The organism is Francisella sp. SYW-2 (assembly GCF_008711475.1).
Classification (GTDB): Bacteria; Pseudomonadota; Gammaproteobacteria; order Francisellales; family Francisellaceae; genus Francisella; species Francisella salimarina.
This window is the reverse complement of record NZ_VXKO01000006.1, coordinates 39,169-63,541: the sequence shown is the minus strand read 5'-3', so window position 1 is coordinate 63,541 and position 24,373 is coordinate 39,169. Positions and strand designations below refer to the sequence as shown.

Below are 24,373 nucleotides of genomic sequence, written 5' to 3'. Positions count from 1 at the left end.
TCAGTTATCTATTTAGTAGGCATACAACGTGTGTGGCAATGCCTTCTTTCCTACCTATAAATCCTAACCGTTCTGTGGTTGTTGCCTTAATATTTATTTGATTAGTTTGAACTTCAAGCACATTTGCCAAACAAGCTTTCATTTTTTCGATATAAGGAAGCATCTTAGGTGCTTGTGCAATTATGGTACAATCAATATTACTGATTTCGTACTCCTTATCATCAAGCATTTTTTTTATTTCAGATAAGAAAAATTTACTATCAATATTTTTATACTCCATATCGGTATCAGGGAAGTGTTTACCTATATCTCCAAGACCTAGTGCACCTAAAATAGCATCACAAAGAGCATGGATTAATACATCACCATCAGAATGAGCTTCTAGTCCCATTTCATATGGAATCTCAATTCCACCAATAATGATATTTTTTTTTGAAGATGTGAATTTGTGCACATCATAACCGTGACCAATTCGAAATGACATTATATAGTTCCTAGTCTTGTGTTACAGGGAAGTTATTATTTAACCATGCATTGATTCCACCTTCTACAGATATAATATCCGTATAGCCCATACTTTTTAAGCTTTTAGCTGCTAATGCCGATCTAAAGCCACTACCGCAGTATAAATATATTTTTTGATTTTTATTTGGAATTAGACTCTCAATTTTGACTTCTATTTGCCCCTTGCTAAGATGGGTAGCACCTTGGATATGGAATCTATTGAACTCAGAATCTTCTCTAACATCAAAAATGACACCATCTAGTTCATTAGAGTTTATCTTATCGTATAAATCAGATACAGAGCATTCTTTGATATCAGATTTGGCATTATTGACAAGCTTTAAAAACTCATGCGGTCTAGCTTGATTAGGTGATTTAGTAGGATAGCCTTTAGCATTCCATGCTCTCCAACCACCATCAACAGAAATTACATTTTTATAACCCATTTCACGCAGTTTATCAGCTACGATAGCAGATCTGAAGCCACCACCACAATAAAAATACATCTTTTGATTTTTGTTAGGAACTGCTGACTCAATAGCACTTTCGATAATTCCTTTACTAATATGAATAGCATTAGGAATATATCCATTTGCAAACTCTGACTCTTCACGTGTATCAATAAGTAAACCATCAAGAGTTTCTGTTTCATTCATTTTGTTGATATCGTCAACTGTACATTCTTGTATTCTACTTTTTGCATCGTTTACTAAATCTAAAAAACCTGATGTGTGTTGCATATCTATACCTTGTAATTTTGTGATTAAATAACTATTTATATTTTATATTTTTATTTGCTTAAAGAGAATATTTAAAGAATATAATCAATAACTTGGAATATGATGATGATAATTGCAATAGTTAGAGCAAAGTTGTTAAGCTTGCTATTTTTCATTGATTTGTAAATTATTTCAAAATTACGGTTACGAAGTATTCTAACCATATTTAGTGGACATGAAACAAGCATAATTAGAGAAAATAGACCTACAACAGAAAGAGCGATTAAGAAAAGCTTTTTAAAATAATAGTTCAGAAATATCGGTAACATGAAAAGCAGAAAGCTTAGAAGAATGTTTTTGCTTAGTGTTGATAGGTTGTTCATTTTAAATCTATCAAGTATTAGATCTTTTAATGCTAATGATAGAGTTATAAAAGCAGTTGTCACAGAAATTGTAATAAAGGTATAAATTAAAGTTATAACTTCAGAAGACTGAATATTAGCTTTAAGAATATAAATAAGCTGAGTGACACTATCTTCGGAGCTAAGAGATTTTAAGACTTCAGCAAAACTATTTTTATCACCATAAATAGCTATATTGCCAAATATTGATACTATCCAGCATACATATATTACTAGTATTATTAGAGATGCAACTATAATAATTCTTCTAATATCTTTTGGGTGTGGTCCTACATAGTTGACAACGCTAGGAACAATTATGTGAGCTGAGAATGTTGTGGCAAGTATAGGTAAAGTAACTATAACCTCTTTTAGAGTGCCAAAACTATAGCTATCTAGCTTAGAGATGCTTATAGACTTGAAGAGTAAAAGTATTGTAAATAATATGATAATAAGCTTTACGGTAAGAAAAATCCTATTAAGCCATTCAGCAGGCCCTGTGCCTTTTAATATAAATCCACCAAAAAGTATAACAAAGCCAATCTCTATAATAATATAGTTTATATCTAGTAGGCTTTCAAAAGATGAGCCTATTGCAGAGATATATGCTGCAAGCATTCCGTAAAGTATTCCAAAAGCACATATGTAAACCAGAATGACTCCTGGTTTCTTAAAGAGTTTATGAGCAAGCCCTAGATAACTAATACCACTTTCAAAATGCAGGCAGGCTTCTGCAACAGCTAATGTTGAATATGTCATTAAAAGCCACATCAAAAACATTATGATGCAACCAATAACGACACCAAAGCTTGAAAGAATCATAGGAATAGCAAGAATACCTCCGCCCAAAGAGGTACCTATAATCAAGAAGATACTACCAATTTGTTTATTTATACTTGTCAATTTTTAGAATAGTAAGTTTTATCTTTGAATACATTAAAACATATAAAATTATGATTATAAATTAATAAATGAAAGAAATAATTACCAAGCTGGTATAGCAGCACCATTCGGATAAAGTTTTTCAGCTAATTGTTTAACTTCATCTGTATTAAATGCTTGTACATACTCTTTAAGTTTAGGATTATCTTTTTGCGACTCTTTAACAGCAATAACATTTGCAAAAGGAGAATCTTTAGGTTCTACAAAAAGAGCATCTTTTAGGCTTAGACCTGCCTTAGGTATATAGTCATTATTTACAATGCCAATATCTACATCGCCTAAATTATTAGGGATTTGATCTGCTTGTAAAGCTATGATTTTTAGATTTTTGGGATTACTAGCTATACTGTCTGTAGTGGCTTTCCAAGTTATACCATCTTTAAGTTTGATTAATCCAGCATCTTGTAGAATCATTAATGCTCTACCTTGATTAGTAGGGTCATTAGGGATTGCTACTGTAGCGCCATTTGGAATATCTTGGATATTTTTATACTTTTTAGAAAACATTCCCATTGGGTATAAGAAAGTCTTACCAATATATGTAAGTTTATAACCAAACTGTTTGATTTGATTTTCTAGGAATGGAATGTGTTGGAAAACATTTGCTTGCAACTCCCCATCATTAAGTGCTCTATTAGGAATGTTGTAATCACCAAATGTTACTAGATTTACATCAAGATTATATTTTTCTTTAGCTATTTTTTTACTTAGCTGCATGATTTTATCTTGAGGAGGACTGGTAATATATCCGACAGTTATTTCATTTGTATTGGTAGTAGCTGCAGCATTCACATACAGCTGTGTACCACTTGCACCAAATAGAATGGCAGTAATAACCCAAAGTGAAGTTAATTTCTTGGCTGTAACTAGATAGTTGCCGAATGATTGGGTGATTTGGACAAGGATAACTAACATAATTACACCACCAAGTAGTAAAGTGTAATTACCGTAATTGTAACCTTTGAAATAGGTCAAATCACCTAGACCACCACCACCAACGATACCAGCCATAGCTGAGAAACCGATTAGTGAAATACATGTTAAAGTAGCAGCATCAATTAACAAATTTTTTGATTCAGGAAGTAATACTTTAAAAATAATCTGTCTTTTAGTTGCTCCCATTGATTTGGCTGCTTCAATAAGCCCGTTATCAACTTCACGTAAAGCTGATTCAGTTAGTCGAGCATAAAATGGCAGAGCAGCAATAGCCAGAGGTACTATTGAAGCGGTAGTCCCTATTGTTGTGCCAACTATAAGTCTTGTCAGAGGATATAGAAGTATTAGCAATATGATATATGGGATACTTCTAGTTATATTTATAATAATACTGAATGTTTTGTTAAATCCTTTAACAGCAACATTTTTACTATCTTGTGTTATATACAGTAATATGCCTAATAATATACCACCTATAACAGCCACTAAAGTAGCTATGAAAACCATAAAAATAGTTTCCCATGTTGATTGAGCTATTAGGCTAAGCTCATGTAAACTAAATATTGTCTGCTGTTGCATAACCTAGCACCTTTAAATTAACATCTTGGTTTGAAAGAAATCTTAATGCATTTTCCCAGTCTTGACGCTCACCTGTGATATGACAAATGGCAATTCCAACTATTTGTTCTTGGATTGTTTCTATATTTGCTTGAATGATACTCGCTGTAGCATTAAATTGACGAGAAATCTCAGCAATGATAGGCATCTTACCTTTATCTCCATAGAATGTTAGTTGTACTACGGGGTATGTATCATCATAGCTATAAGGATTGTCATAAAGTCTTTTAGCTATGAAGTCTGGAACTTTTGTGTGTATGCTTGTTTCAACAAAAGATTTTGTTACAGGGGCTTGAGGATCTAGGAATATATCTAATGTTTTGCCCATTTCTGCAATACGACCTTTGTCAATAATTGCTACACGATCACAGATTTTTCTGACAACATCCATTTCATGTGTAATCAAAACTATTGTTAAGCCAAGTTCTTTATTTAATCTTTTAAGAAGTGCCAAAATCTGTTTTGTAGAGGTTGGATCTAGTGCCGATGTCGCCTCATCAGATAATAAAACTAGAGGATCTAAAGCTAAAGCTCGAGCAATAGCAACTTTTTGTTTTTGACCTCCACTAAGCTCTTGAGGATATGCATTTGCTTTATTTGGAAGCTCTACCAGCTCTAAAAGCTCAAAAACTCTTTTTTTTATTTCGGCCTTTGGTATTCCTTGAATCTCAAGTGGAAGGGCAATATTTTCAAAAACATTGCGAGATGATAGCAAGTTAAAATGCTGAAATATCATCGAAACTTTTTTGCGAAATTCTCTAAGCTGTTTTGGATTCTTCTTTGTAATATTTTCATCAGCAATGAATATTGAGCCATCAGTAGGTTGTTCTAGAAGATTTAAGCATCTTAAAAGTGAGCTTTTGCCTGCACCACTATGACCGATTATACCAAATATCTCACCTTGTTTAATATCAAGGTTTATATTGTCAAGCACAAGGTTGCTAGTATTATTTGATCTGTATTCTTTTTTTAAATTTTTAATTTGAATCATTTTTTGCCTTTGCTTTATCGCCGATTTTACTTTCTTGACCACTGATTAATCTTTGAATATTTCCTCTGTGTTTAACAAGTATTATTATCGCTATTATCAAAAATGGTGTTGCCACTTGTAAATCAGATGTAAATATTACTGAAAAACTTGCTATAACAGTAGCTACTAATGCGGATAAAGATGAATAACGAGTAATCACAGCAACACATAACCAAGTAGTGACAAATATTAAACCCAAAATCCAGCTAAATCCAAATAGTGTACCTATTAAAGTTGCAACACCTTTGCCGCCTTTGAAGCCAAAGAAAAGAGGGAATATATGACCAAGGATTGCATATAGCGCAGTACAAGCAGTTATAAACTCATTACCAGTTAATACTTTAGCTAAAACTACTGGCACTAGACCTTTTAGTATATCAAATGCAAGAGTTATTACTGCTGGTACTTTACCACCTATTCTTAGAACATTTGTAGTTCCTGGATTACCAGAACCAACGCTTCTCGGAGATGGTAATCTAAATATATAACAGACAATAATTGCACTATTAATTGATCCCAAAAGATAAGCAAACACTAGTATGCTAAAATTTAAAAAGTTCATTGTTTTCCTTGATGATTTTAAAACTATTTGAGTTATTATAAGAGATAATACTATCTAGGCAATATCTTCGCTAGCTATTTTTATAAGTTTGTTATAGGATTAGTAGCTTAAAAAAACTTATTCATTAATATCTGTTTCAAAAGGTTAAATTTTATGACTGTAATGAAGTTCGACTTGATTAAAAAAGAAGGTAAAGCTAGAAGAGGGAAAATAAGTTTCCCAAGAGGAGATATTCAGACTCCTGCATTTATGCCAGTAGGGACTTATGGAGCTGTTAAATCTCTATCTCCGGTTGAGTTAAAAGAAATGGGTGCTGATATTATCTTGGGTAATACATTTCATTTATGGTTACGTCCAGGTACTGAAATTATCAAAAAACATGGTACTTTACATGATTTCAACGGTTGGGATAAACCTATACTTACAGACTCCGGGGGATTTCAAGTCTTTAGTTTGGGTAAAATGCGTAAGCTTACAGAAGAAGGCGTTACATTTAAATCACCAATTAACGGTTCAAAAGTTTTTTTATCTCCTGAGATATCAATGCAAGTCCAAAGAGATCTTGGCTCTGATATTGTAATGTGTTTTGATGAGTGCACACCATATCCAGCTACTGAAAAAGAGGCAAAAGATTCTATGGAACTATCTATGCGTTGGGCAAAAAGATCAAAAGATGCTCATGGAGATAATCCATCTGCATTATTTGGTATTATCCAAGGTGGTATGTATGAGCATTTAAGAGATGAATCTCTAAAGGCACTTAAAGAGATAGATTTTGATGGTTTTGCAATAGGTGGATTATCTGTGGGTGAACCTAAAGAAGATATGATTAGAATACTTGATCATACTGCTCATCAAATGCCAGAAGATAAGCCGAGATACTTGATGGGTGTTGGTACTCCAAAGGATTTAGTAGAAGCTGTTTATCGTGGTGTTGATATGTTTGACTGTGTAATGCCGTCACGAAACGCTCGCAATGGTCATATGTTTACATCAGAGGGTATTGTTAGAATTAGAAATGCCAAACACAAGGATGATGTGTCTCCATTGGATCCAAACTGTGACTGTTATACTTGTCAAAATTTTAGTCGTAGTTATTTGCATCATCTAGATAAAACGCAAGAGATATTAGGTTCAAGATTAAATACAATCCACAATCTAACTTATTACCAAAACCTAATGAAAAATATTCGTCAAGCCTTAGAAGAGGGCAGATTTGAAGAGTTTAGAAAAGAATTTCTAGAGAGCTATAAAGGCTAAGCATCAAATAGGATGTCCTAAGTATGAGATTGAAAATATAATCAAAAGTATGAAGATAATACTTTTTTGATAATACTAAAACTATCTGTCTCTGAATCTTTTGCTAAAAGATAATATGATTTTCCTGTCATGTAGTCTTGTTGAGGTGGTACATAAAGAAATCCATTTTTGATGTGTTCTTGAATTAGAAGTCTATCTGTAACAAAGAAACCAATACCTGAAAAGCAAGCTTGAATTGCTTGAAGAGAATTTTTGAAGATTATATTTTTGTTAGGCTTTTTTGAGATGTTGTTGTGTTGTGCCCAGAGTTGATAATCATCAATGCGAATTTTATCATCAACATAGATTAGCTTTTGTTCTAATATTATTTCTGAGAGGCTTCTACCAGAGTGCTTATTATTACAAACTAGTATTAACTCACCATCTGCTAGTTTGAATTTGTTTTTATTGCTAAAATCACTGTCAATACCATACTCTATGCTGATATCTATATCATCATAATCAAAATTTACTCTTCTGCCTAGACTAATGAGCTGTATTTCTGTATTTACTAGTGAATTTATTAAATCATCGAGTTTTGGTATTAGCCAATTTGCACAAAGTGTAGTCATACAGTTTATAGATAATTTTTTAGTGCGTTGTTTTTTTAGTACCTCTGTTGCATTGCGAATTTCTGATACTAGAGGGTCTATCATTGTGTAGTATTCTCTGGCTAAGTCAGTAATAACTAGATTTCGTTTATCCGTGATAAATAGTTTTTTATTAAGGTAGTTTTCTAGTTTTTTTATAGATTGGCTCACAGCAGAGTGAGTCATAAATAGCTGTTTTGAAGCTTTAGTATAACTTTGTGTTTTCATTACTGCTATAAAAATTGGTAATGAATTTAAAGGAGGGAGGTCATTTTTTTTAATCATATTGTGTAAGAAAAACTTACTTATGATGTAAGAATAAAGCGTTTTACAGATTGGTGCAAGAGTTATACTATTCTTATATCTTAAATTCATGGAGTAAAGAAAAATGACCCGAATTAATAACTTTATAAGCTTATGGTTTATGATGACTTCTGCAGCTCTTATAGCCTTTGGCTCATTTGCACGCAAGTATCTGATACAAATAGATGGGATCTACTTAACCATGTTGGTTTCATTTGTTGGTGGAGGCATACTTATGTGGTGGGTTGTAAGTATTTCTTCCTTTTCAAGGGTTGCTCCTTTCGCTTGGCGTTCAATATTTATTAGGGTGGTATTTAGTCTATTTGCACAGTTATTTTTCTTTATAAGTTTAAGTAATGGCTCATTATTGATTACCATTTTACTATTTAATACTAGTCCTTTATTCATCCCGGTTATTAGGTTTTTGTTTTATAAGCAGAGTGTTAGTTACTTTAATTTTGCTTGTATTATTATTAGCTTTTTGGGAATTTATCTTATACTGGGTGTTGGAGAAGGTAATGTTAATACATATAATCTTTGCGCTCTTTTTGCGGGAGTTTTAAATGCAGCATCTCAAGTTGTTTTATACAATGCAAGCAAAAAAGAAGATGTGTTTATTATAAATCTTTGGATATATACATTTATAGGAATATTTTTATTATTATTGCTACCGTTTAACATGTCTGCTATATCTAGCTTAAATGAGGTGTCAATGAAACCTGTAGTCATTTGGGTATCCGTAGCTATAATTATATTTGGTATTAGTTCACAGATTTTTAGAGTAAAAGCCTTTAAGTACACTAAAGATCCTTCACTAATAGCCCCAGCTATGTATTTTTCAGTAATAGTTGCAGCACTATTAGATGTTGTGTTTTATGATAGCTCTATAAGTTGTATGGAGATGATAGGAATTTTGATGGTGTGTGTTTCAAGCATATTGTCTTTAATAAGAAAATAATAAAAGGAAAAGAAATGAAAAATAAAATCGTGATTGTTGCAGACTTTATAAATGAGATAGTTGATGAGAAAGGTGTTTTTGGAGCTCATAATGCTAAGAGAGTTAAAGATGATAAAACTATGGAAAAGGCAAACCAATTAATTGCATGGGCAAGAGAAAATAATATCATGATTGCTCATGTAAAGGTTGGTTTTAGTAAAGATTATAAGGAGTGTTCAAAAGTTTCTCCTATGTTTAAACAAGCTCCTGAATATGGTGTTTTGCAGTTAGATACTTGGGCAACAGATTTTCATCCAGATATGGATGTCCAAGAGCATGATGTTATAATAACAAAGCATCGTGTGAGTGCACTTTATGGAACTAATTTAGAGGTTGTTTTAAAAGCGAATAGTATTCAAGATATTATTATTTGTGGAGTATCGACTAGTTATGTGATAGAGTCTACAGTTAGAGAATTACATGATCGCGATTATAGTGTTACAGTAGTGGCAGATGCTTGTAATGCTAGCAGCCAAGAATCGCATGAAGCGAGTTTGTCAAATCTGAATAAAATTGCTAAAATTATATGTGTAGATAATTTGTTAAAGGGAGAGTGTTTTGGTAATTAAACTTACTCCCTTTTTTGCTGTACCATGATATAATACACTGTATTGCATATAGAGAGTAAATAATATGAATAAAATAACCTCCGTTCTTATTGGGATATTAGTCTCGATTTCGTTATTCAGCTTTTCTTATTCATTCAATGATACTGAGAATTTGCTGTATCTTCAGGCTTACTATAATCACCAAAATGTTGAGAAAGTTAATACTTTCCATCAAGGTTCTAGAATGTCTAGATATTCAACAAATTTGAAAGTTGATGATTATAGATAGTTGCTTTATCAATTTATCAGGGACTCTGTTTTGAATAAAGTTCACTCTAAACCTTGATATGTGTTAGTTTCTACAGCGCTACTGGGTTACACTTCAATAATCAATCTTTCAAAAAAAACAATTGAAAATTCTTTTTAAGTTTATCTAGGTGTTTTTTATTTTTTATATTCTTCTTCTGGTTGGTAACTTGCATTGGTTCATTCGGTAAGGTTTAAACTAGAAGCACTAAGATTCTTAGGTTCTTTATAAAATATACGCTTTAGTTTGGCATAGAGGTTTTTATTTTGGCATTTATTTAGTCATAAGATGAGTGGTTTGGTGATTAATATCGTTTCTTATTTTTGTATCGTGATATAATACACTGTATCGAAATTTAGAGTTGAATGATATGATTAAATTAATATTTGTTTTTGTTAGAGTAGCAATTTTGATTTTTTTATTTTGCTTTTGTTACTCATTTAATGACACTAGGGATCTGCTATACCTTCAGACTTACTTTGATACGCAAAATGTTGAGAAAGTAAATGTTTATCATCGGGGTTCTAGAATGTCTGAGTACTCAACAAATCGAAAAGTTGATTGTTATAGATAGTAGTCGTTACTGATGTTTTCAAAAGTTATCCGAAATAAAAGCTATTCAGCTACATAAATATCTTTCTGTTGCTCTCATTTGACTATATAGTATCAAGTAGCAACTATTATTTTATTTGGCATAGGGTTTGTTATGGCATCTATAGATATATCTCTGGATACTAAGAAGAGTTTGTTTGATAAAGATATTGACCGTAAAAAGGCTATACTTCTTACGTTTGTGGCATTTTTGTTTACTGGTTTTCAGTGTGCTATTTATGGCATGTTGACAGTACCGATTTCACAGCATTTTAATATTGATTCTAATACTATTATATTTTTTGATGGTTTCGGTTTATGGGGGCAGATTTTAGCAATGGCGACTGGAGGCATCCTTATCAAAAAATTTAAAGGCAAAAATACTTTAATAGTTGCTGCGTTATTTATGATTATAGGGTCAATTTTATCGATATTTGCTCCAGATATTTATGTTTATACAGCAATGACTTTTATATGTAATATGGCTGTTGGTTATGTGTTAGTGTCATGTAACTATATTGTGATGGGAACTGTAGAGAAACAAGGTGAATCTGAAGGTAAACTTAGCCTTTTAAATGTATTTTTTAGTCTTGGTTTTTTATCTAGTGCTTTTATAGTTGGGAATATTCTTTTTTATACTAGTTGGCAGGCAGTATTTGTGGTTGTTATGGTTTTATTTATCATATTTATATTATTTTTATTGTCTCTTCAAATTAATGAGAAAATTGAACAGGGCGTAATCACTAAAGCAGAAAATGCATCACAGCCTAGATTTATATTTTTGTCTAAGCCTATTGTTTTGATGGCTATAGCACTATTTTGTATAGTTTATACAGAGCAGATAATGAACTACTATAATCAACCGCATTTACATTTTGATTTGGGCTTTAATATGAAAAATGTAGGTCTGCTAGTGGCTGTTTATACAGGGTCTCAGCTTTTGGGTAGGATCTTTTTTGGTAAATTCTTATTACCTAGAGTAAGGATTGAGCGTTATCTTGTGGTGTCAGGGTTAGTTTTTGCTTTTGCGATATTCATTTTCATATATACAAAATCATTTGTCCTAGTACTAATTTTAATGGCTATACTAGGGCTTAGTGACTCATGTATATATCCATCTGTTTTAGGTTATGCAATGGATAAACTTCCACATGTATCAAGTGGAGCAACATCATTTTTAGTAACTGTAGGTGCAATAGGTATTCCGTTAGGAACATCCCTATCTGGTATGCTTGGTAACTTATTGGGGCGTGAGCCTGCAATGTTAGTAGGTCCAGTTATGCTTTTGGTATTGGTTACATTGGTAGTGATTGTACACAATTTAAAAGTCGTGAAATAGTGGGGGTGTTATGTCTAATATAGATCAGATAAAAAAATTTATTCAAAGCTCGAAATATTCATGCAAAAATATAGAGATACCAGAGGGTGGTAGTATTAACTTTATGAATGAGGATTTGAAGCCTATCCTTGAAAACAAACTTACATCTGCCCAAGCAAAAATCATACTAAATAAATATCATAAAGCTTTTGATATAGGTTTAACTAAGACAGGTTTTCCTAAAGCAGCGGAAAGAGATACAAACGATGATGCTACAAACTATGATGCTGTATGGGTGCGTGATGCAATTTGGGTGTATTATTACTTTAGTGAATTTAGAGAAAATGATGCTAAAACTCTAATTAACAAGCTTTATGAATATTATAGTTCGCCTGCACAACAGAAGCGTTTTGAAGAAATTATTGCAAATCCAGAGTTAGCGGTAGATAAAATGGCTGTTCCTCATATTCGTTTTGATAGCTCCAGCGAGAGTTATGATGATGTGATAATAAATGGTGAGCCACAAGTATGGAACCATAAACAGATGGATGCTCATGGACTTTTTTTATTGGCTTTAAATGATGCGTATCAAAAACAGATATTCAATGTGGATGATTCAGGATTGCTACTATTCTTAGAACGGTTTTTTGGCTTCTTAGCATCGATAAAATATTACGAATATGCTGATGCAGGTGCTTGGGAAGAAATTGATCGAGTAAATACAAGTAGTATTTCTTTGGTGGCGAATGCTGCTAAGCAATGGAAAAGTACTTTAGATAATAAAAACCTTAAACTATCGATAGATTTACAACAATTAAGTAACTTAGGTATCGATAAAGTTAAAACTCAGATAGCTAGCGGTGGAGAGTCGCCACTTTATAATTCTGATGATATTTGTTACCGTGAGAGTGATGCTGCGATGTTGCATATTTTCACACCATATTTTAGCGATGGTTTAGAGTTTGCAGAATATCAAAAAAGTTTAGCTCTAGTAGGAGATCTTGTCCGTGATTATGGAGTGATACGTTACAAAGGTGATAGTTATCAATCTGGTAATTTTTGGTTTGAAGATGATAGTACAACAAAAGAAAGCTTAACAGATGATGCCTCCAGCGTAGAAGAGTTTGCAAAAAGAGCTATGGGAAGATTTGAAGATTCTGAAGCACAATGGTTTTTTGATAGTATGTTAGCTTTAGCAATGATGAATTTATATGATAAATATTCACAAAAATTTGATAGGGATAAATATTTTAACAAAATTGCATGGCATCTCAAAAGAGCTTTAGCTCAAATGACAGCTAGTGATTATATAACAGCAGATGGACAGCCAGTTAATGCAGAACTGTTACCCGAGAGTATAAATGTTATTATTTTTGATGAGCAAAGGTATTATTTACCATCTCCTATTACTCCACTTAATTGGGCGAAAGCTTCATTAGCAACAGCGCTTAAAAAAATTAGTAATTATAATATTGAATAAAGCCAAAAATTAGAATGTCCAACTTTCTAATAAAACACTTATTCTAATCTTATTATTAGTCTTTAATTGATTAAGTACTACTACTAATGTAAAATTCCTACGTTTAAAAATTAAAAATTTTCGGGAGAAAAAATGAGAAAGTTACTATTATCATTATCTGCAATCGTATTATTTACATCAACTTCATTTGCAGAAGGTGCTGAACAAGCAGCTGGTAGCCCATTAAGCTCAATCTTAATGCTTGTGGTGTTTTTTGCAATATTCTGGTTCTTATTAATTAGACCACAGCAGAAAAAAAATAAAGAACTACGTAAAATGTTGTCAGAGCTTTCAAAGGGTGATGAAGTTGTCACAAATGGTGGTATGATAGGGAAAATTGCTAAGATTGATGAGTCTTTTGTAGAACTGGAAATTGCTGAAAATGTTGTTGTTAAAATTCAGAGAAACGCAGTAGCTAATATTTTACCTAAAGGTGCTACAAAAGCTTAATAAGCTAAATTTCTATAAAGTCTTTTAATTTTTTTCTTTTTATGTAAAGGAATTTTCAATGAGTAATAACAGAAGCCTACCTATAAATCAATTTCCTTTATGGAAGAATCTTTTGATAGTTGTTGTATTAGCATTGGCACTTTTTTATGCTTTACCGAATGTGTTTGGTAAAAGCCCAGCTTTACAGATTTCTCAGAAAGATGGTGATGTAAGTACACAGCTTGTCAAAAATATTGAAGATACTCTCAGTACTGACAAAATTGTTTACCAAAGAGTTAACCTCTCAGATGATAAGAGTAATGTTGCTATTATCTTCAAAGATGTCGAAGAGCAGCTAAAAGCTAAAAAGGCTCTCAAAGAAAGTCTGGGAGATGAGTATATTATAGCTATGAATATGCTTTCAAACTCTCCAGGTTGGTTATCTGCGCTAGGTGCTAACCCTATGAACTTAGGATTAGATTTACGTGGTGGTATGTATCTGATGTTAGAAGCTGATACAAATACTGCGATTAATGCTCAGTTAGATAATTCTTTAAGTACAATTCTAAGTGCTGCGAAAGATAATAATATAAATATTGTCAGCTCTAAGAAAGCCGAAGAGAAATCAATAGTAAAAGCTCCGCAAGATTATATAGATAATGGTTTTGTTTCTGTTACTCTAGAAAACTCAGTAGGTGTTGATCAGCTAAAACAATATTTGAATACTGAATTTAGAAAGACCCAAGACCCTAATATGGTTTATAGTGTAAAAGATAATACGGTATTTATATCTTATAACAGTGCAAAAATTTTACAACTTAGACAGGATGCTATATCACAAGTTGTGACGGTTATGCGTAATCGTATTAATGCTTTGGGAGTTGCTGAAGCATCTGTGGCTCAGGCTGGCGATAATCGTGTGGTGATTGAAATACCAGGTATGCAAGATGCAACTCAAGCTAAGCAAATTCTAGGTGGTACATCCACAGCTAGTTTTTATTTGGTTAGCCCTGTTACGGATAGGTTGTCTGCAGAAGAGCAGGGTTATAAGGTTTATTCTTTAGATAATGGCAGAGGTTATCAAAGCTATTATAGTTTAAGAGGCGCACCTGTAGCTGGTGGTGCTGATATTATCGGCGCAAGTCCTTCTATCGATCATCAGACAGGCACTCCTATTGTTATGGTTGAGTTAGATAGAAGTGCTGCAAGCCACTTTAGGCAAATAACAGGCAAAAATATTGGTAATCCAATGGGTGTGATGCTTGTTAATACAACTTATGAAAAAGTCAAAGATAAAGATGGTAAAGAGAAAAATGTAGTAAATAAAACTGAAAAGCTAATCAACGTTGCTACAATTCAGTCAGCACTAGGATCTCAGTTCCAAATTACAGGATTAAATCAAAAAGAAGCAAATAATCTTGCGTTGATGATTAAATCAGGTGCGCTACAAGTGCCAGTGCATATCGTACAGGAAACACAAATTGGTCCAAGTCTCGGTAAAGATAATATCGAAAAAGGTATGCTATCTATTGTGGTAGCTCTGATTGCAGTTATAGTCTTTATCTTAGTTTACTATAGAGTCTTTGGTGTTATAGCTAATATAGCTCTTGTAATGAATTTGGTGTTAATTGTTGCTGTGATGTCAATCATACCAGGTGCTACACTTACATTACCTGGTATAGCAGGTATTGTACTGAACTTGGGTATGTCGATAGATGGTAACGTGCTTATATTTGAGAGAATCAGAGAAGAAATTAGAGCAGGTATGCCACGTCAAAGCGCGATTCATATTGGTTATGAGAAAGCATTTACAACTATTGTAGATTCAAATATTACAACTTTGATTGTTGCTGTTATTTTATTCTTCATAGGTAGCGGAGCAGTCAAAGGTTTTGCTATAACTCTAATGATAGGTATTGTAACATCTATGTTTACATCTGTAACTGTCTCTCGAGCAATGACAAATTTTGTGTATGGTAAGAGAAAGAAATTAGAAAAAATTTCTATAGGCATATAATTTTAGGTTGGATTTATAATGGAATTTTTCAAACAAAAAACAAATATAGACTTCTTAGGAATAAAAAAATATACGACAGCTTTCTCTGTTTTAATGATTGTTGTTTCATTATTTTTTATATTTACAAAAGGTCTTAATCTAGGGCTAGATTTTACAGGTGGCTATCAGGTACAGATTCAAGCGACTAGTTTACTAAACTCAGCAACAATCTCTGAAAAATTGGCTAAAGTTGGTTTTGAACATACTACAGTTACAACTTTTGGCGAAAATAATAACTATCTTATTAAATTTACACCGGATGAAGTTAATTCAAAAACTAATAGTCTAGATAGTGCCCAGCAGTATCTTAAACAACAGGTTGAGAGCTCTCTTGATGCTAAAGTTTTGAGTGTGAATTATATAGGTCCACAAGTAGGTAAAGAGCTTGCTAGTAATGGTGTATTAGCAATTATAATAGCTTTAGTATGTATTTTGATCTATATAAGCGCTAGATTTGAGATGAAATTTGGTATTAGTGCATGTGTTGCCTTACTCCATGACCCTATAGTAATTTTAGGTATATTTGCAGCATTTCAACTTGAGTTTGATTTGACTGTATTAGCAGCTATATTAGCAGTGATAGGTTACTCACTAAATGATACAGTTGTAATCTACGATAGAGTGCGTGAGAACTTTAGAAAAATGCGTAACGCTAATGTAGTTGAAGTAGTTAATAAAAGTATTAATGATACATTATCTAGAACAATTTTAACATCAGGGTTAACGATGCTAGTTGTAGTTGTGCTTTATCTATTCGGTGGTAGCTCTGTGCATAACTTCTCATTGGCTTTAATTTTGGGTATTGTAGTTGGAACATACTCATCTATATATGTTGCAGGTGTTGTGGCTGTAGCACTGGGCTTAAATAGAGAATCGCTGCTTCCTAAGCAAGTATCAAAAGAAGATATGCCAATACTTTAATATTTATTAATGTTAGTTATATAGCTAAATGGTGTATAATTCTAAGGGATAAATTTAAAAAGGATTAATAAATGAGAAAAATAATATTGGCTTCATTAGCTATATCTTTAGGGTTCACTTCAGGCTTTGCAATGTCAAAGAGTGAGCCTGCACAAACTCCTAAAGTTAGTGAAGTTTCACAGCAGTCAAGTAAACTTGTAGATATCTATACAAAAGATGATACTTCTTCTGACGTAACTGGACAAATTGACCTAAAAAACCAAGATAAATATAATATTTTCTACTGTAAGCAAAATAGCTGGTGCGAAGTTGTTAATAAAGAAAATGGTGATACTGGTTGGGTTAGTTTAGAACAATTAAAGCAAGCTAAACAAAAAGCAGCTAAAATCATGCAGAAGAAAAATGCAGTGAAAAGATTGGAAGAGTATATGGTAATTCAAGATCAAAAAATTGCTCAGTTGTATGCAATGATGACGCAGCAACAACAAGAGCTTGTCAGAATTATAGAGCAGCAGCAAATGCAAATTAATCAGCTGAAGCAAGCTTACTACCGTAGATAGTAACTTATAGTCTGCTATAGGAGCAATATGACGAAAAAAAAATTATTACCAGCTACAAAAGGCAAATCATTACCAGTTGTATCTGATAATAACCTTAGCTCTTATCTAAATTTTGTTAATAAATTACCAATACTGTCACTTGAGGAAGAGCAAGAGCTCGCCAAACGCTATAAATATCAAAAAGACTTAGATGCTGCTCAGCAGCTTGTCTTGTCACACTTGCGTTTTGTTACTAAAATCGCGCGTAATTTTTCAGGTTATGGCCTTTCGATAGCAGACCTTATCCAAGAGGGTAACATTGGTCTAATGAAAGCTGTGAGTAAGTTTGATCCTGATCAAGGTGTCAGATTAGTATCATTTGCAGTGCATTGGATTAAAGCAGAAATGCATGACTATGTACTTAAAAACTGGAAGATTGTTAAAGTTGCTACTACAAAAGCTCAGCGTAAACTATTTTTTAATCTTAGAAGTAGTAAAGATAAGATTGGCTGGTTAAGTTCAGAAGATATTAAGCAGTTAGCAGAAGAATTAGGTGTCAAAGAAGAAACAGTTATAGAAATGGAAAAGAGAATGTGTCAAGGTGATGCAAGTCTTGATTTACCATATACTGATGACGAAGGCGGGCAATCTAATCAACAGAGTTTATATTTAGAGGATAAATCATCAGATGTAGAACATCAAATAGTGCAACAAGATTATTATGATAACTTTAAGATGATTGTTAAAGATGTATTAAGTGATTTTGATACGCGTACTAAAGATATTATTATGTCGCGTTATCTACTTGATACAAAAGCGACTCTTCAAGATCTAGCAGCTAAGTATAATATTTCGGCAGAAAGAGTGCGTCAGATTGAGGAAGAGGCACTTACTAAGCTTAAAAAAGCTATCAAAAACAGGTCCTAATTTTTAACTTTATTGATGGTTAATTATTCAAAAAAATAGTGTTACTTATGTTAATATTACCAACAATATAGTTTTATTTACTTATTAGATGAAAGATTTTATACCCAAGGTAAAATCAAAAATAAAATCCTCAGTTTATTTAGATGGTTCAAAGAGTATATCGAATAGGTCTTTGATAATTGCAGCTATGGCACAAGGTCAAACAGCGTTTGTAAATCTACCTAATAGTGCTGATGTACTGGCATGTGTTGGAGCGTTAAAAGAGTTAGGCTGTCAACTAGAACATAATCAAGAATCTAAAACTTTGGTGATCCAAGGATGTAGTGGAAAATTTGCCAACTCAAATGCAAAAATATTTTGTAATGAGTCAGGTACTTTGACAAGATTTATAATCCCTATGTTAGCAGTGCAAGCTACTGGCCAATACTATGTATATGCAAAGCAAAGAATGATGGATAGACCTTTAGCAGATCAGTTAATACCTCTTGAAAAGCTAGGTATGTCAGCATTTTATCATCAAAAAGAGCATGCTATGCCTCTTACTATTAAAGCGAAGTCTTTAGATGGAGATAATATCGAAGTAGATGGTGCTAAGAGTTCTCAGTTTGCATCAGGTCTGCTTATGGCAGCTCCATATATGACAAAGGGCCTGCAACTAGACTCTATTACAGATCATAAGCAACCATATTTAGAGATGACTGCTAAAGTAATGGCGGAGTTTGGTATAAATGTAGATATTAATGGAAGTGTTTATAGTGTAAATAACTCTAACTATGTTTCCCCGGATAAATATGTTGTTGAGCCTGATGTTTCGACTGCATCATATTTTTGGGCATTTGCTGCTATTACAGGTTCAGCTATTAAGGTCATGAATGTAACGCAAAAATCTAAACAAGGCGATATTAAATTTTTAGAAGTACTAGAGAGAATAGGTTGCCAAGTTAATTACTTTGATGATGGTATCGAAGTTGTAGGTACAGATAGTTTGAGTGGTATAGAAGTAAATATGCGTAATTTTTCTGATACCTTTATGACACTTGCTGCTATTGCGTGCTTTGCAAATTCTGATACTCATATTTCAGGACTTAGTCATACAAGAGGACAGGAGTCAGATCGTGTTAATGCTATGGCAGAAGGACTTGCAAAACTTGGCATCTATGTTGAGACAACTCAAGATAGTATCTTAATATCTCCGACAAGAAGCAAATTTAAGCCAGCTGAAGTTGATAGTCATAATGATCATCGTATCGCTATGTCGTTAGCATTATTGGGATTGAAATATGATGGTGTTGTGATAAATAATGCAGAGGCGGTTAGTAAAACATGCCCTGACTATTTTGATAGAATGAGAAACTTAGTAGGTTCGTGATGACAAATAAAGAGCGTATTATTACCAGATATCTAAGTCAAAGATGGTATAAGAAGGCTCTTATTATCACGCCTAAAGAGCAGAGCTATTTTTATAAGATAAATGTTCTAAAGCTCGTGGCTTGTTCGGGCTATCTAAAAAATGAGCCTCCGCTAGGGTGTGTATTTGATGTAGAGGCTTGGCCCTTTGAGCATAAGTTTTTTGATCTTATCATATTAGATGAGAGTTTTATAAATTGTCCTGCTTTAATGAAAGCAATATTCAATCGGCTTCATTTCTGTTTAGCTGATGATGGCGAAGTTATTGTCGCTTGTTCAGGCAATATTAGCCTATATAGTTTATTATCAAGATTTATCTCAAATGGTTTTATTAGCAAGAGAGTGAGATTAATAAACTATACTGGTAACTTTATAGTAAATATGTTCAAAAGAATTTTTAGTAAATATTTTGTAGTGGTTTTTAAGAAGGATAATTATTTCTCCGTTGATCCACTTAGTGTCGGAGAGCTAATAAAAGAACCTACAAAGTCTGAAGTAGCTAAAATATACAGTGGTGGTTGTGCTAAGGAAGTATATGGGAATTTTCACAAAGAAAAATAATGTAATTGCTTATACAGATGGAGCATGTAAAGGTAATCCAGGTATAGGCGGTTGGGGAGCTATCTTGAGTTATAATGGTGTTGATAAAGAGATTTATGGTGCCGAAAAAGATACAACGAATAATCGAATGGAGCTAATGGCAGCAATCAAAACTCTACAAGCGCTAAAAAGAAAATGCGATATAACGATCTATACAGATTCTAAATATCTCCAAAATGGCATTAATCAATGGTTAGCAAATTGGAAGGCTAATGGTTGGAAGACAGCAGCTAAAAAAGAAGTCAAAAATAAAGATCTTTGGCAAGAGTTAGATAGTTTGACAATCAAGCACAATGTGACTTGGAGCTGGGTAAAGGGTCATAGTGGTAATCAAGGTAATGAAAAGGCTGATGAGTTGGCAAATAAAGCAATTGTTGAATTGACAGGAAAATAGATATGAATAATTACTCTAATAAAAAAATTCTAGTTTTATATACTGGTGGTACTATAGGGATGATTAGTACTGAGCAAGGCTATGATGTTGAAGCAGGCTATCTGACAAAAACAATCGCTGGAATTAGAGATTTTTATCATTATGATATGCCAGGGTTCGAGATCAAAGAGTATAGTGATCTTATTGATTCATCAAATATTGACCCTAAAAGATGGGTTTCGCTAGCACAAGATATATTGGATAATTATGCTAATTATGATGGTTTTGTGATTTTGCATGGTACAGACACTCTTGCTTATACCGCATCGGTACTGTCTTTTATGTTAGGTGAAATTAATAAGCCAGTTATTGTCACAGGCTCGCAAATACCAATCTCTAAAATCAGGTCAGATGCTATATCAAATATACTTAATAGTCTAATTTTTGCATGTAATGATGATATCAAAGAAGTTTGTGTCTATTTTAACCAAAAGTTAATGCGTGGTAATAGAACTACGAAAATATCAGCGACAGATTTTGATGCTTTTGGATCCCCAAATTATCCTACTTTAGCAAAAGTTGGTATTGATATCGTAGTCAAGCACAAAAGATTGTGGCAACGACAAAAGTCATTTAATGTACCAAGTTTAGATACGTTTACAATCCCTAAGATTGCGATATTACAGATTTATCCTGGTATGAATAGTGATATGCTATCAGCTATTGTTGAGCAACCATTACAGGGATTAATTCTCAAGACTTATGGTTCTGGTAATATGATGAATGATCCAGAAATTTATACGACCCTCAAAAAGGCTAGTGATAAGGGAATTGTGATAGTGAACTGTACGCAGTGCTTGTATGGTAGTGTCAAAATGGCTACATACAAAGTCGCAAGAGGACTGATTGATGTTGGTGTGATCTCAGGTCGTGATATGACTGATGAAGCAGCATTTGCTAAGCTTTTTTATTTATTAGGTCAAGCAAATATTTCTCTAAAAGAGATCAAGAGAGCTTTTGAAACTTCTTTGCATGGCGAAGTAACATTGTCATAGCAATTATAAAAATTTGTTTATTTTATAGTACTAATATAGTATATTGATACATGAAAAAAAATTCACTTATAAATAAGGGGACTAAACGATGAGTAATATTTCTGAATTAATAAAAGGTAACAGAGCTTGGGCTGAACAAATCAAAAAAACAAACCCTGAGTTCTTTGAAACACTATCAAAAGGTCAATCACCAGAGTATCTTTGGATAGGTTGTTCAGATAGTCGTGTACCTGCTAACCAAGTTTGTGGCTTGATACCAGGTGAGGTTTTTGTACATCGTAATGTTGCAAATGTTGTTTCGCTTACCGATTTAAATTGTTTATCAGTGTTACAGTTTGCTATCGAAGTTTTAAAGGTCAAGAAAATCATAGTATGTGGTCACTACGCTTGTGGTGGTGTTGAAACTGTTGTTAAAGATAAGAGCTATGGCTTGATTGATAATTGGTTGACATCTATCCATGAAGTCAAAGAGCAAAATAAAAAGTTTATTGAAGAGTCATTAGCTTGTTACAAGAATAATGAAGACGAATATATGAAGAAAAAAGTAGATATGATGTGTGAGCTAAATGCACTCCACCAAGCTCTTAACCTATGTAAAACTACGGTTGTGAAAGATGCTTGGGCAAAAGGACTTAACTTCACTATTCATGCTTCTATATATGGTATTGGCGACGGTAAGCTGTATGAAATCGGTGGTGGTGTAGGCTCAAGAGCTGAGATGGATGCTATGTATGCCGAGGCTATCGAATCTATCAAATCTAGATATTGTCAAACTCAATCTTGTTCATTGTAATTCTTCTTTCTTATAGAAAAATCTTATCATTAATCATATTATATAAAATATATGTGATTAAAAATCTCCTAAATGTCATATTCAGAAGCAGATACTAAAGCTAATAAGCAAAATTGAGATTATTCTTTAGAAGTATTGTTTTTAACGAAATTTGATTTTTCTATTTAATATTTTATACAAAATATAAGCTATTAAAGCAGTTGTAATATTAATAAAGAACACAGCCTCAACATGTTGACTATAAATCTGACCATTAAATAGCGTAAGAGCATCTAATAATGTATAGATAGCAAAAAATATCAAACAAGCTGCTTTGAATTCTCTAGCTTTAAATAGTGCCAAAATTGAGAATAAAAAGATGGCTAACTCAAAGATTCCAATCTGGAAAACTGCCGGAGTAAAAATCCATCCTTGAAATTTACTGATACTATCCCCATCTACTAAATATGTAAAACTGTTGATACAAGCATATAGGCTTATATTGAAAATAATAAAGTAGTTAGCGTAGATATTTGCGTGATGTTTACCGTATATAATGCTAGAGTGTAAGAAAGCTATTATAAAAGGTGATATTAATAAACAAATACTTATAATTACAGTTACCATAAGTCGCTTAAGATTTGTAGAAATAGCTAGATTTTACAGCAAATGTTTTGGCTTGTCATATATTTAATAATAAACATATAGACAATCTAATAGATGATAGTTAAAATTTGCTACTAGAAAATTGTTAAATAAATAAAAGGAAAACTTAATAATGCAAGTTACTGTAGAGAAGAAAGAAGGTATCCATTGTTCACTATTGATAGAAGTACCAGCGAATGAGATTGATAGCGTAGTTACTAAAGAGATTAACAAAACTGCAAAAACTATCAAGATGGATGGTTTCAGACCTGGCAAAGTACCTGCTAGTATGGTTGAGAAAAAGTATGGTGAGCAAATCCGTATGGAAGTGATCTCTGATATCATTCCTCAGAAGTATACTAAGGCTATACAAGATGAGAAGTTGGCAGTAGCTGGTATCGAGGTAGACCTTAAAGAAAACAAAAAAGGCGAGCCTCTTAAGTTTGTAGCTAACCTTGAGCTATTCCCAGAATTTGAAGTTTCAGGTTTTGAGAAAATCGAAATTCAAAAGCCAGTTGTTGAGCTAACTGACAAAGAAGTTAAGCAAATGATCGAAAACCTTAGAAAACAAATGGCTACATTCTCAGAAGTAGAGAGAGCTGTGCAAAAAGATGACAAAGTTGTTATCGATTTCGTAGGTAAGAAAGATGGTGAAGTTTTCGAAGGTGGTTCTGCAAATGATCAAGAATTAGTAATTGGTTCTGGTCAAATGATCCCAGGTTTTGAAGATGGTATCATCGGTATGAATAAAGATGAGCAAAAAACTATCACAGTTACTTTCCCAGAAGAGTACCAAAACAAAGACTTAGCTGGTCAAGAAGCTACTTTTGATATCACTGTTAAGAAGATTCAAGAAGCTCAGTTACCAGAAGTTGACGAAGAGTTCGTTAAGAAGTTTGGTGTGAAAGGTGGGGTAGATACTTTTGAAGACGAAATCAAAGAAAATATGCAACGTGAACTTAAGTTCATCCTACAAAGAAAGATCAAAGATCAAGTATTCAAAGGATTAAGAGAAATCGCTGAATTTGAAACTCCAAAAGCTTTAATTAAAAGAGAAATAGAAGCTGCTAAGCAAAATTTAGTTCAACAAATGGGTGGTGGCCAAAACTTTGATGTTAACCAATTGCCTGATAACTTATTTGAAGCTAATGCTAAGCAAAAAGTTGATACTAGTTTAGTTCTTGATAGTGTAATGAAATCTCAAGAGTTCAAGGCAGAAGATGCTGAAGTTGAGAACTTATTAGATGAATTAGTTCAAGCTTATGAAGAGCCAGAAAAAACTAAAGAGCAAATCAAAAAGAACGAAAAAGAAATCTCTAACTTAAAAGCTTTAGTTATAGAAAACAAGCTGACTGATTGGGTACTATCTCAAGCTCAAGTAACTGAAAAGCAAGAAGATTTCTTTGAAGTTATTAAAGAAAACATGCAAGCTCAGCAAAGTGGTTTCTAAGCTAGCTTATTAAGA

At 32.9% G+C, this 24,373-nt stretch carries 25 protein-coding genes; 17 read left to right on the top strand and 8 right to left on the bottom strand.

Features of this window, described 5'->3' with window-relative positions; translation table 11 throughout:
• Positions 1–4: 4 nt before the first annotated feature.
• The 6 genes from ispF to plsY all read right to left on the bottom strand — a co-directional run bounded on the left by ispF (position 5) and on the right by plsY (position 5,712).
• Positions 5–484, bottom strand: a complete 480-nt coding sequence (gene ispF / locus F3D57_RS03655) for a 2-C-methyl-D-erythritol 2,4-cyclodiphosphate synthase (protein ID WP_150465236.1) — start codon at positions 482–484, stop codon at positions 5–7.
• A gap of 10 nt (positions 485–494) precedes the next feature.
• On the bottom strand, positions 495–1,244 hold the full coding sequence (locus F3D57_RS03650) for a rhodanese-like domain-containing protein (protein WP_150465235.1): 750 nt from the start codon (positions 1,242–1,244) through the stop codon (positions 495–497).
• Positions 1,245–1,315: 71 nt separating this feature from the next.
• The gene (locus F3D57_RS03645; RefSeq protein ID WP_149368082.1) at positions 1,316–2,527 is read right to left on the bottom strand and encodes an amino acid permease; all 1,212 of its coding nucleotides are present in this window, start codon (positions 2,525–2,527) and stop codon (positions 1,316–1,318) included.
• Positions 2,528–2,608: 81 nt separating this feature from the next.
• Positions 2,609–4,081, bottom strand: coding sequence for a MetQ/NlpA family ABC transporter substrate-binding protein (locus F3D57_RS03640; protein WP_150465234.1), 1,473 nt, complete (start codon positions 4,079–4,081; stop codon positions 2,609–2,611).
• Positions 4,059–5,111, bottom strand: coding sequence for a methionine ABC transporter ATP-binding protein (locus F3D57_RS03635; RefSeq protein WP_146421184.1), 1,053 nt, complete (start codon positions 5,109–5,111; stop codon positions 4,059–4,061). The genes F3D57_RS03640 and F3D57_RS03635 overlap by 23 nt, the downstream gene beginning before the upstream one ends.
• Positions 5,098–5,712, bottom strand: coding sequence for a glycerol-3-phosphate 1-O-acyltransferase PlsY (gene plsY / locus F3D57_RS03630; RefSeq protein WP_150465233.1), 615 nt, complete (start codon positions 5,710–5,712; stop codon positions 5,098–5,100). Before plsY ends, F3D57_RS03635 begins: the two co-directional genes overlap by 14 nt.
• Positions 5,713–5,865: 153 nt before the next feature.
• On the opposite strand from plsY, the gene tgt reads away from it, so the two are divergent.
• Positions 5,866–6,972 carry a tRNA guanosine(34) transglycosylase Tgt gene (gene tgt, locus F3D57_RS03625; RefSeq protein ID WP_150465232.1) on the top strand — a complete coding sequence of 369 codons (1,107 nt, stop codon included), beginning with the start codon at positions 5,866–5,868 and terminating at the stop codon, positions 6,970–6,972.
• A 41-nt stretch (positions 6,973–7,013) separates the two neighbouring features.
• Here tgt and F3D57_RS03620 read toward each other — a convergent pair whose 3' ends face one another.
• On the bottom strand, positions 7,014–7,886 hold the full coding sequence (locus F3D57_RS03620) for a LysR family transcriptional regulator (RefSeq protein WP_191092345.1): 873 nt from the start codon (positions 7,884–7,886) through the stop codon (positions 7,014–7,016).
• Positions 7,887–7,989: 103 nt separating this feature from the next.
• Between F3D57_RS03620 and F3D57_RS03615 the strand changes: the two genes are divergently transcribed.
• The 15 genes from F3D57_RS03615 to F3D57_RS03540 all read left to right on the top strand — a co-directional run bounded on the left by F3D57_RS03615 (position 7,990) and on the right by F3D57_RS03540 (position 22,284).
• Positions 7,990–8,862 carry a DMT family transporter gene (locus F3D57_RS03615; RefSeq protein ID WP_150465230.1) on the top strand — a complete coding sequence of 291 codons (873 nt, stop codon included), beginning with the start codon at positions 7,990–7,992 and terminating at the stop codon, positions 8,860–8,862.
• Positions 8,863–8,876: 14 nt separating this feature from the next.
• Positions 8,877–9,470, top strand: a complete 594-nt coding sequence (locus F3D57_RS03610; protein ID WP_150465229.1) for a cysteine hydrolase family protein — start codon at positions 8,877–8,879, stop codon at positions 9,468–9,470.
• Between the two features lie 64 nt (positions 9,471–9,534).
• Entirely contained in the window at positions 9,535–9,738 is a 204-nt protein-coding gene (locus F3D57_RS03605) for a hypothetical protein (RefSeq protein WP_083817032.1), read from the top strand.
• Positions 9,739–10,462: 724 nt separating this feature from the next.
• A complete protein-coding gene (locus F3D57_RS03595; RefSeq protein ID WP_150465227.1) occupies positions 10,463–11,686 on the top strand; it encodes an MFS transporter in 1,224 nt (407 codons plus the stop codon).
• A 10-nt stretch (positions 11,687–11,696) separates the two neighbouring features.
• Positions 11,697–13,145, top strand: a complete 1,449-nt coding sequence (locus F3D57_RS03590; protein ID WP_150465226.1) for a hypothetical protein — start codon at positions 11,697–11,699, stop codon at positions 13,143–13,145.
• Between the two features lie 132 nt (positions 13,146–13,277).
• Positions 13,278–13,634: a preprotein translocase subunit YajC gene (gene yajC, locus F3D57_RS03585; RefSeq protein WP_013923355.1), complete on the top strand. Its 357-nt coding sequence runs from the start codon at positions 13,278–13,280 to the stop codon at positions 13,632–13,634.
• 58 nt (positions 13,635–13,692) lie between these two features.
• The gene (gene secD / locus F3D57_RS03580; RefSeq protein ID WP_150465225.1) at positions 13,693–15,630 is read left to right on the top strand and encodes a protein translocase subunit SecD; all 1,938 of its coding nucleotides are present in this window, start codon (positions 13,693–13,695) and stop codon (positions 15,628–15,630) included.
• An 18-nt stretch (positions 15,631–15,648) separates the two neighbouring features.
• Positions 15,649–16,590, top strand: a complete 942-nt coding sequence (gene secF, locus F3D57_RS03575) for a protein translocase subunit SecF (protein WP_150465224.1) — start codon at positions 15,649–15,651, stop codon at positions 16,588–16,590.
• A gap of 71 nt (positions 16,591–16,661) precedes the next feature.
• A complete protein-coding gene (locus tag F3D57_RS03570) occupies positions 16,662–17,150 on the top strand; it encodes a hypothetical protein (RefSeq protein ID WP_013923352.1) in 489 nt (162 codons plus the stop codon).
• 27 nt (positions 17,151–17,177) lie between these two features.
• Positions 17,178–18,056 carry an RNA polymerase sigma factor RpoH gene (gene rpoH, locus F3D57_RS03565; protein ID WP_150465223.1) on the top strand — a complete coding sequence of 293 codons (879 nt, stop codon included), beginning with the start codon at positions 17,178–17,180 and terminating at the stop codon, positions 18,054–18,056.
• Between the two features lie 88 nt (positions 18,057–18,144).
• Positions 18,145–19,425: a 3-phosphoshikimate 1-carboxyvinyltransferase gene (aroA, locus tag F3D57_RS03560; protein ID WP_150465222.1), complete on the top strand. Its 1,281-nt coding sequence runs from the start codon at positions 18,145–18,147 to the stop codon at positions 19,423–19,425.
• Positions 19,425–20,024, top strand: a complete 600-nt coding sequence (locus tag F3D57_RS03555) for a class I SAM-dependent methyltransferase (RefSeq protein ID WP_150465221.1) — start codon at positions 19,425–19,427, stop codon at positions 20,022–20,024. The genes aroA and F3D57_RS03555 overlap by 1 nt, the downstream gene beginning before the upstream one ends.
• Positions 19,999–20,457: a ribonuclease HI gene (gene rnhA, locus F3D57_RS03550; RefSeq protein ID WP_191092344.1), complete on the top strand. Its 459-nt coding sequence runs from the start codon at positions 19,999–20,001 to the stop codon at positions 20,455–20,457. The genes F3D57_RS03555 and rnhA overlap by 26 nt, the downstream gene beginning before the upstream one ends.
• Positions 20,458–20,459: 2 nt before the next feature.
• Positions 20,460–21,491, top strand: a complete 1,032-nt coding sequence (ansA, locus tag F3D57_RS03545) for an asparaginase (RefSeq protein ID WP_150465219.1) — start codon at positions 20,460–20,462, stop codon at positions 21,489–21,491.
• Positions 21,492–21,579: 88 nt separating this feature from the next.
• Positions 21,580–22,284: a carbonic anhydrase gene (locus tag F3D57_RS03540; RefSeq protein WP_013923346.1), complete on the top strand. Its 705-nt coding sequence runs from the start codon at positions 21,580–21,582 to the stop codon at positions 22,282–22,284.
• A gap of 141 nt (positions 22,285–22,425) precedes the next feature.
• On the opposite strand, the gene F3D57_RS03535 is transcribed toward F3D57_RS03540, so the two are convergent.
• On the bottom strand, positions 22,426–22,890 hold the full coding sequence (locus tag F3D57_RS03535) for a DUF6790 family protein (protein ID WP_150465218.1): 465 nt from the start codon (positions 22,888–22,890) through the stop codon (positions 22,426–22,428).
• Positions 22,891–23,041: 151 nt separating this feature from the next.
• On the opposite strand from F3D57_RS03535, the gene tig reads away from it, so the two are divergent.
• A complete protein-coding gene (gene tig, locus F3D57_RS03530) occupies positions 23,042–24,358 on the top strand; it encodes a trigger factor (RefSeq protein WP_150465217.1) in 1,317 nt (438 codons plus the stop codon).
• Positions 24,359–24,373: the final 15 nt, after the last annotated feature.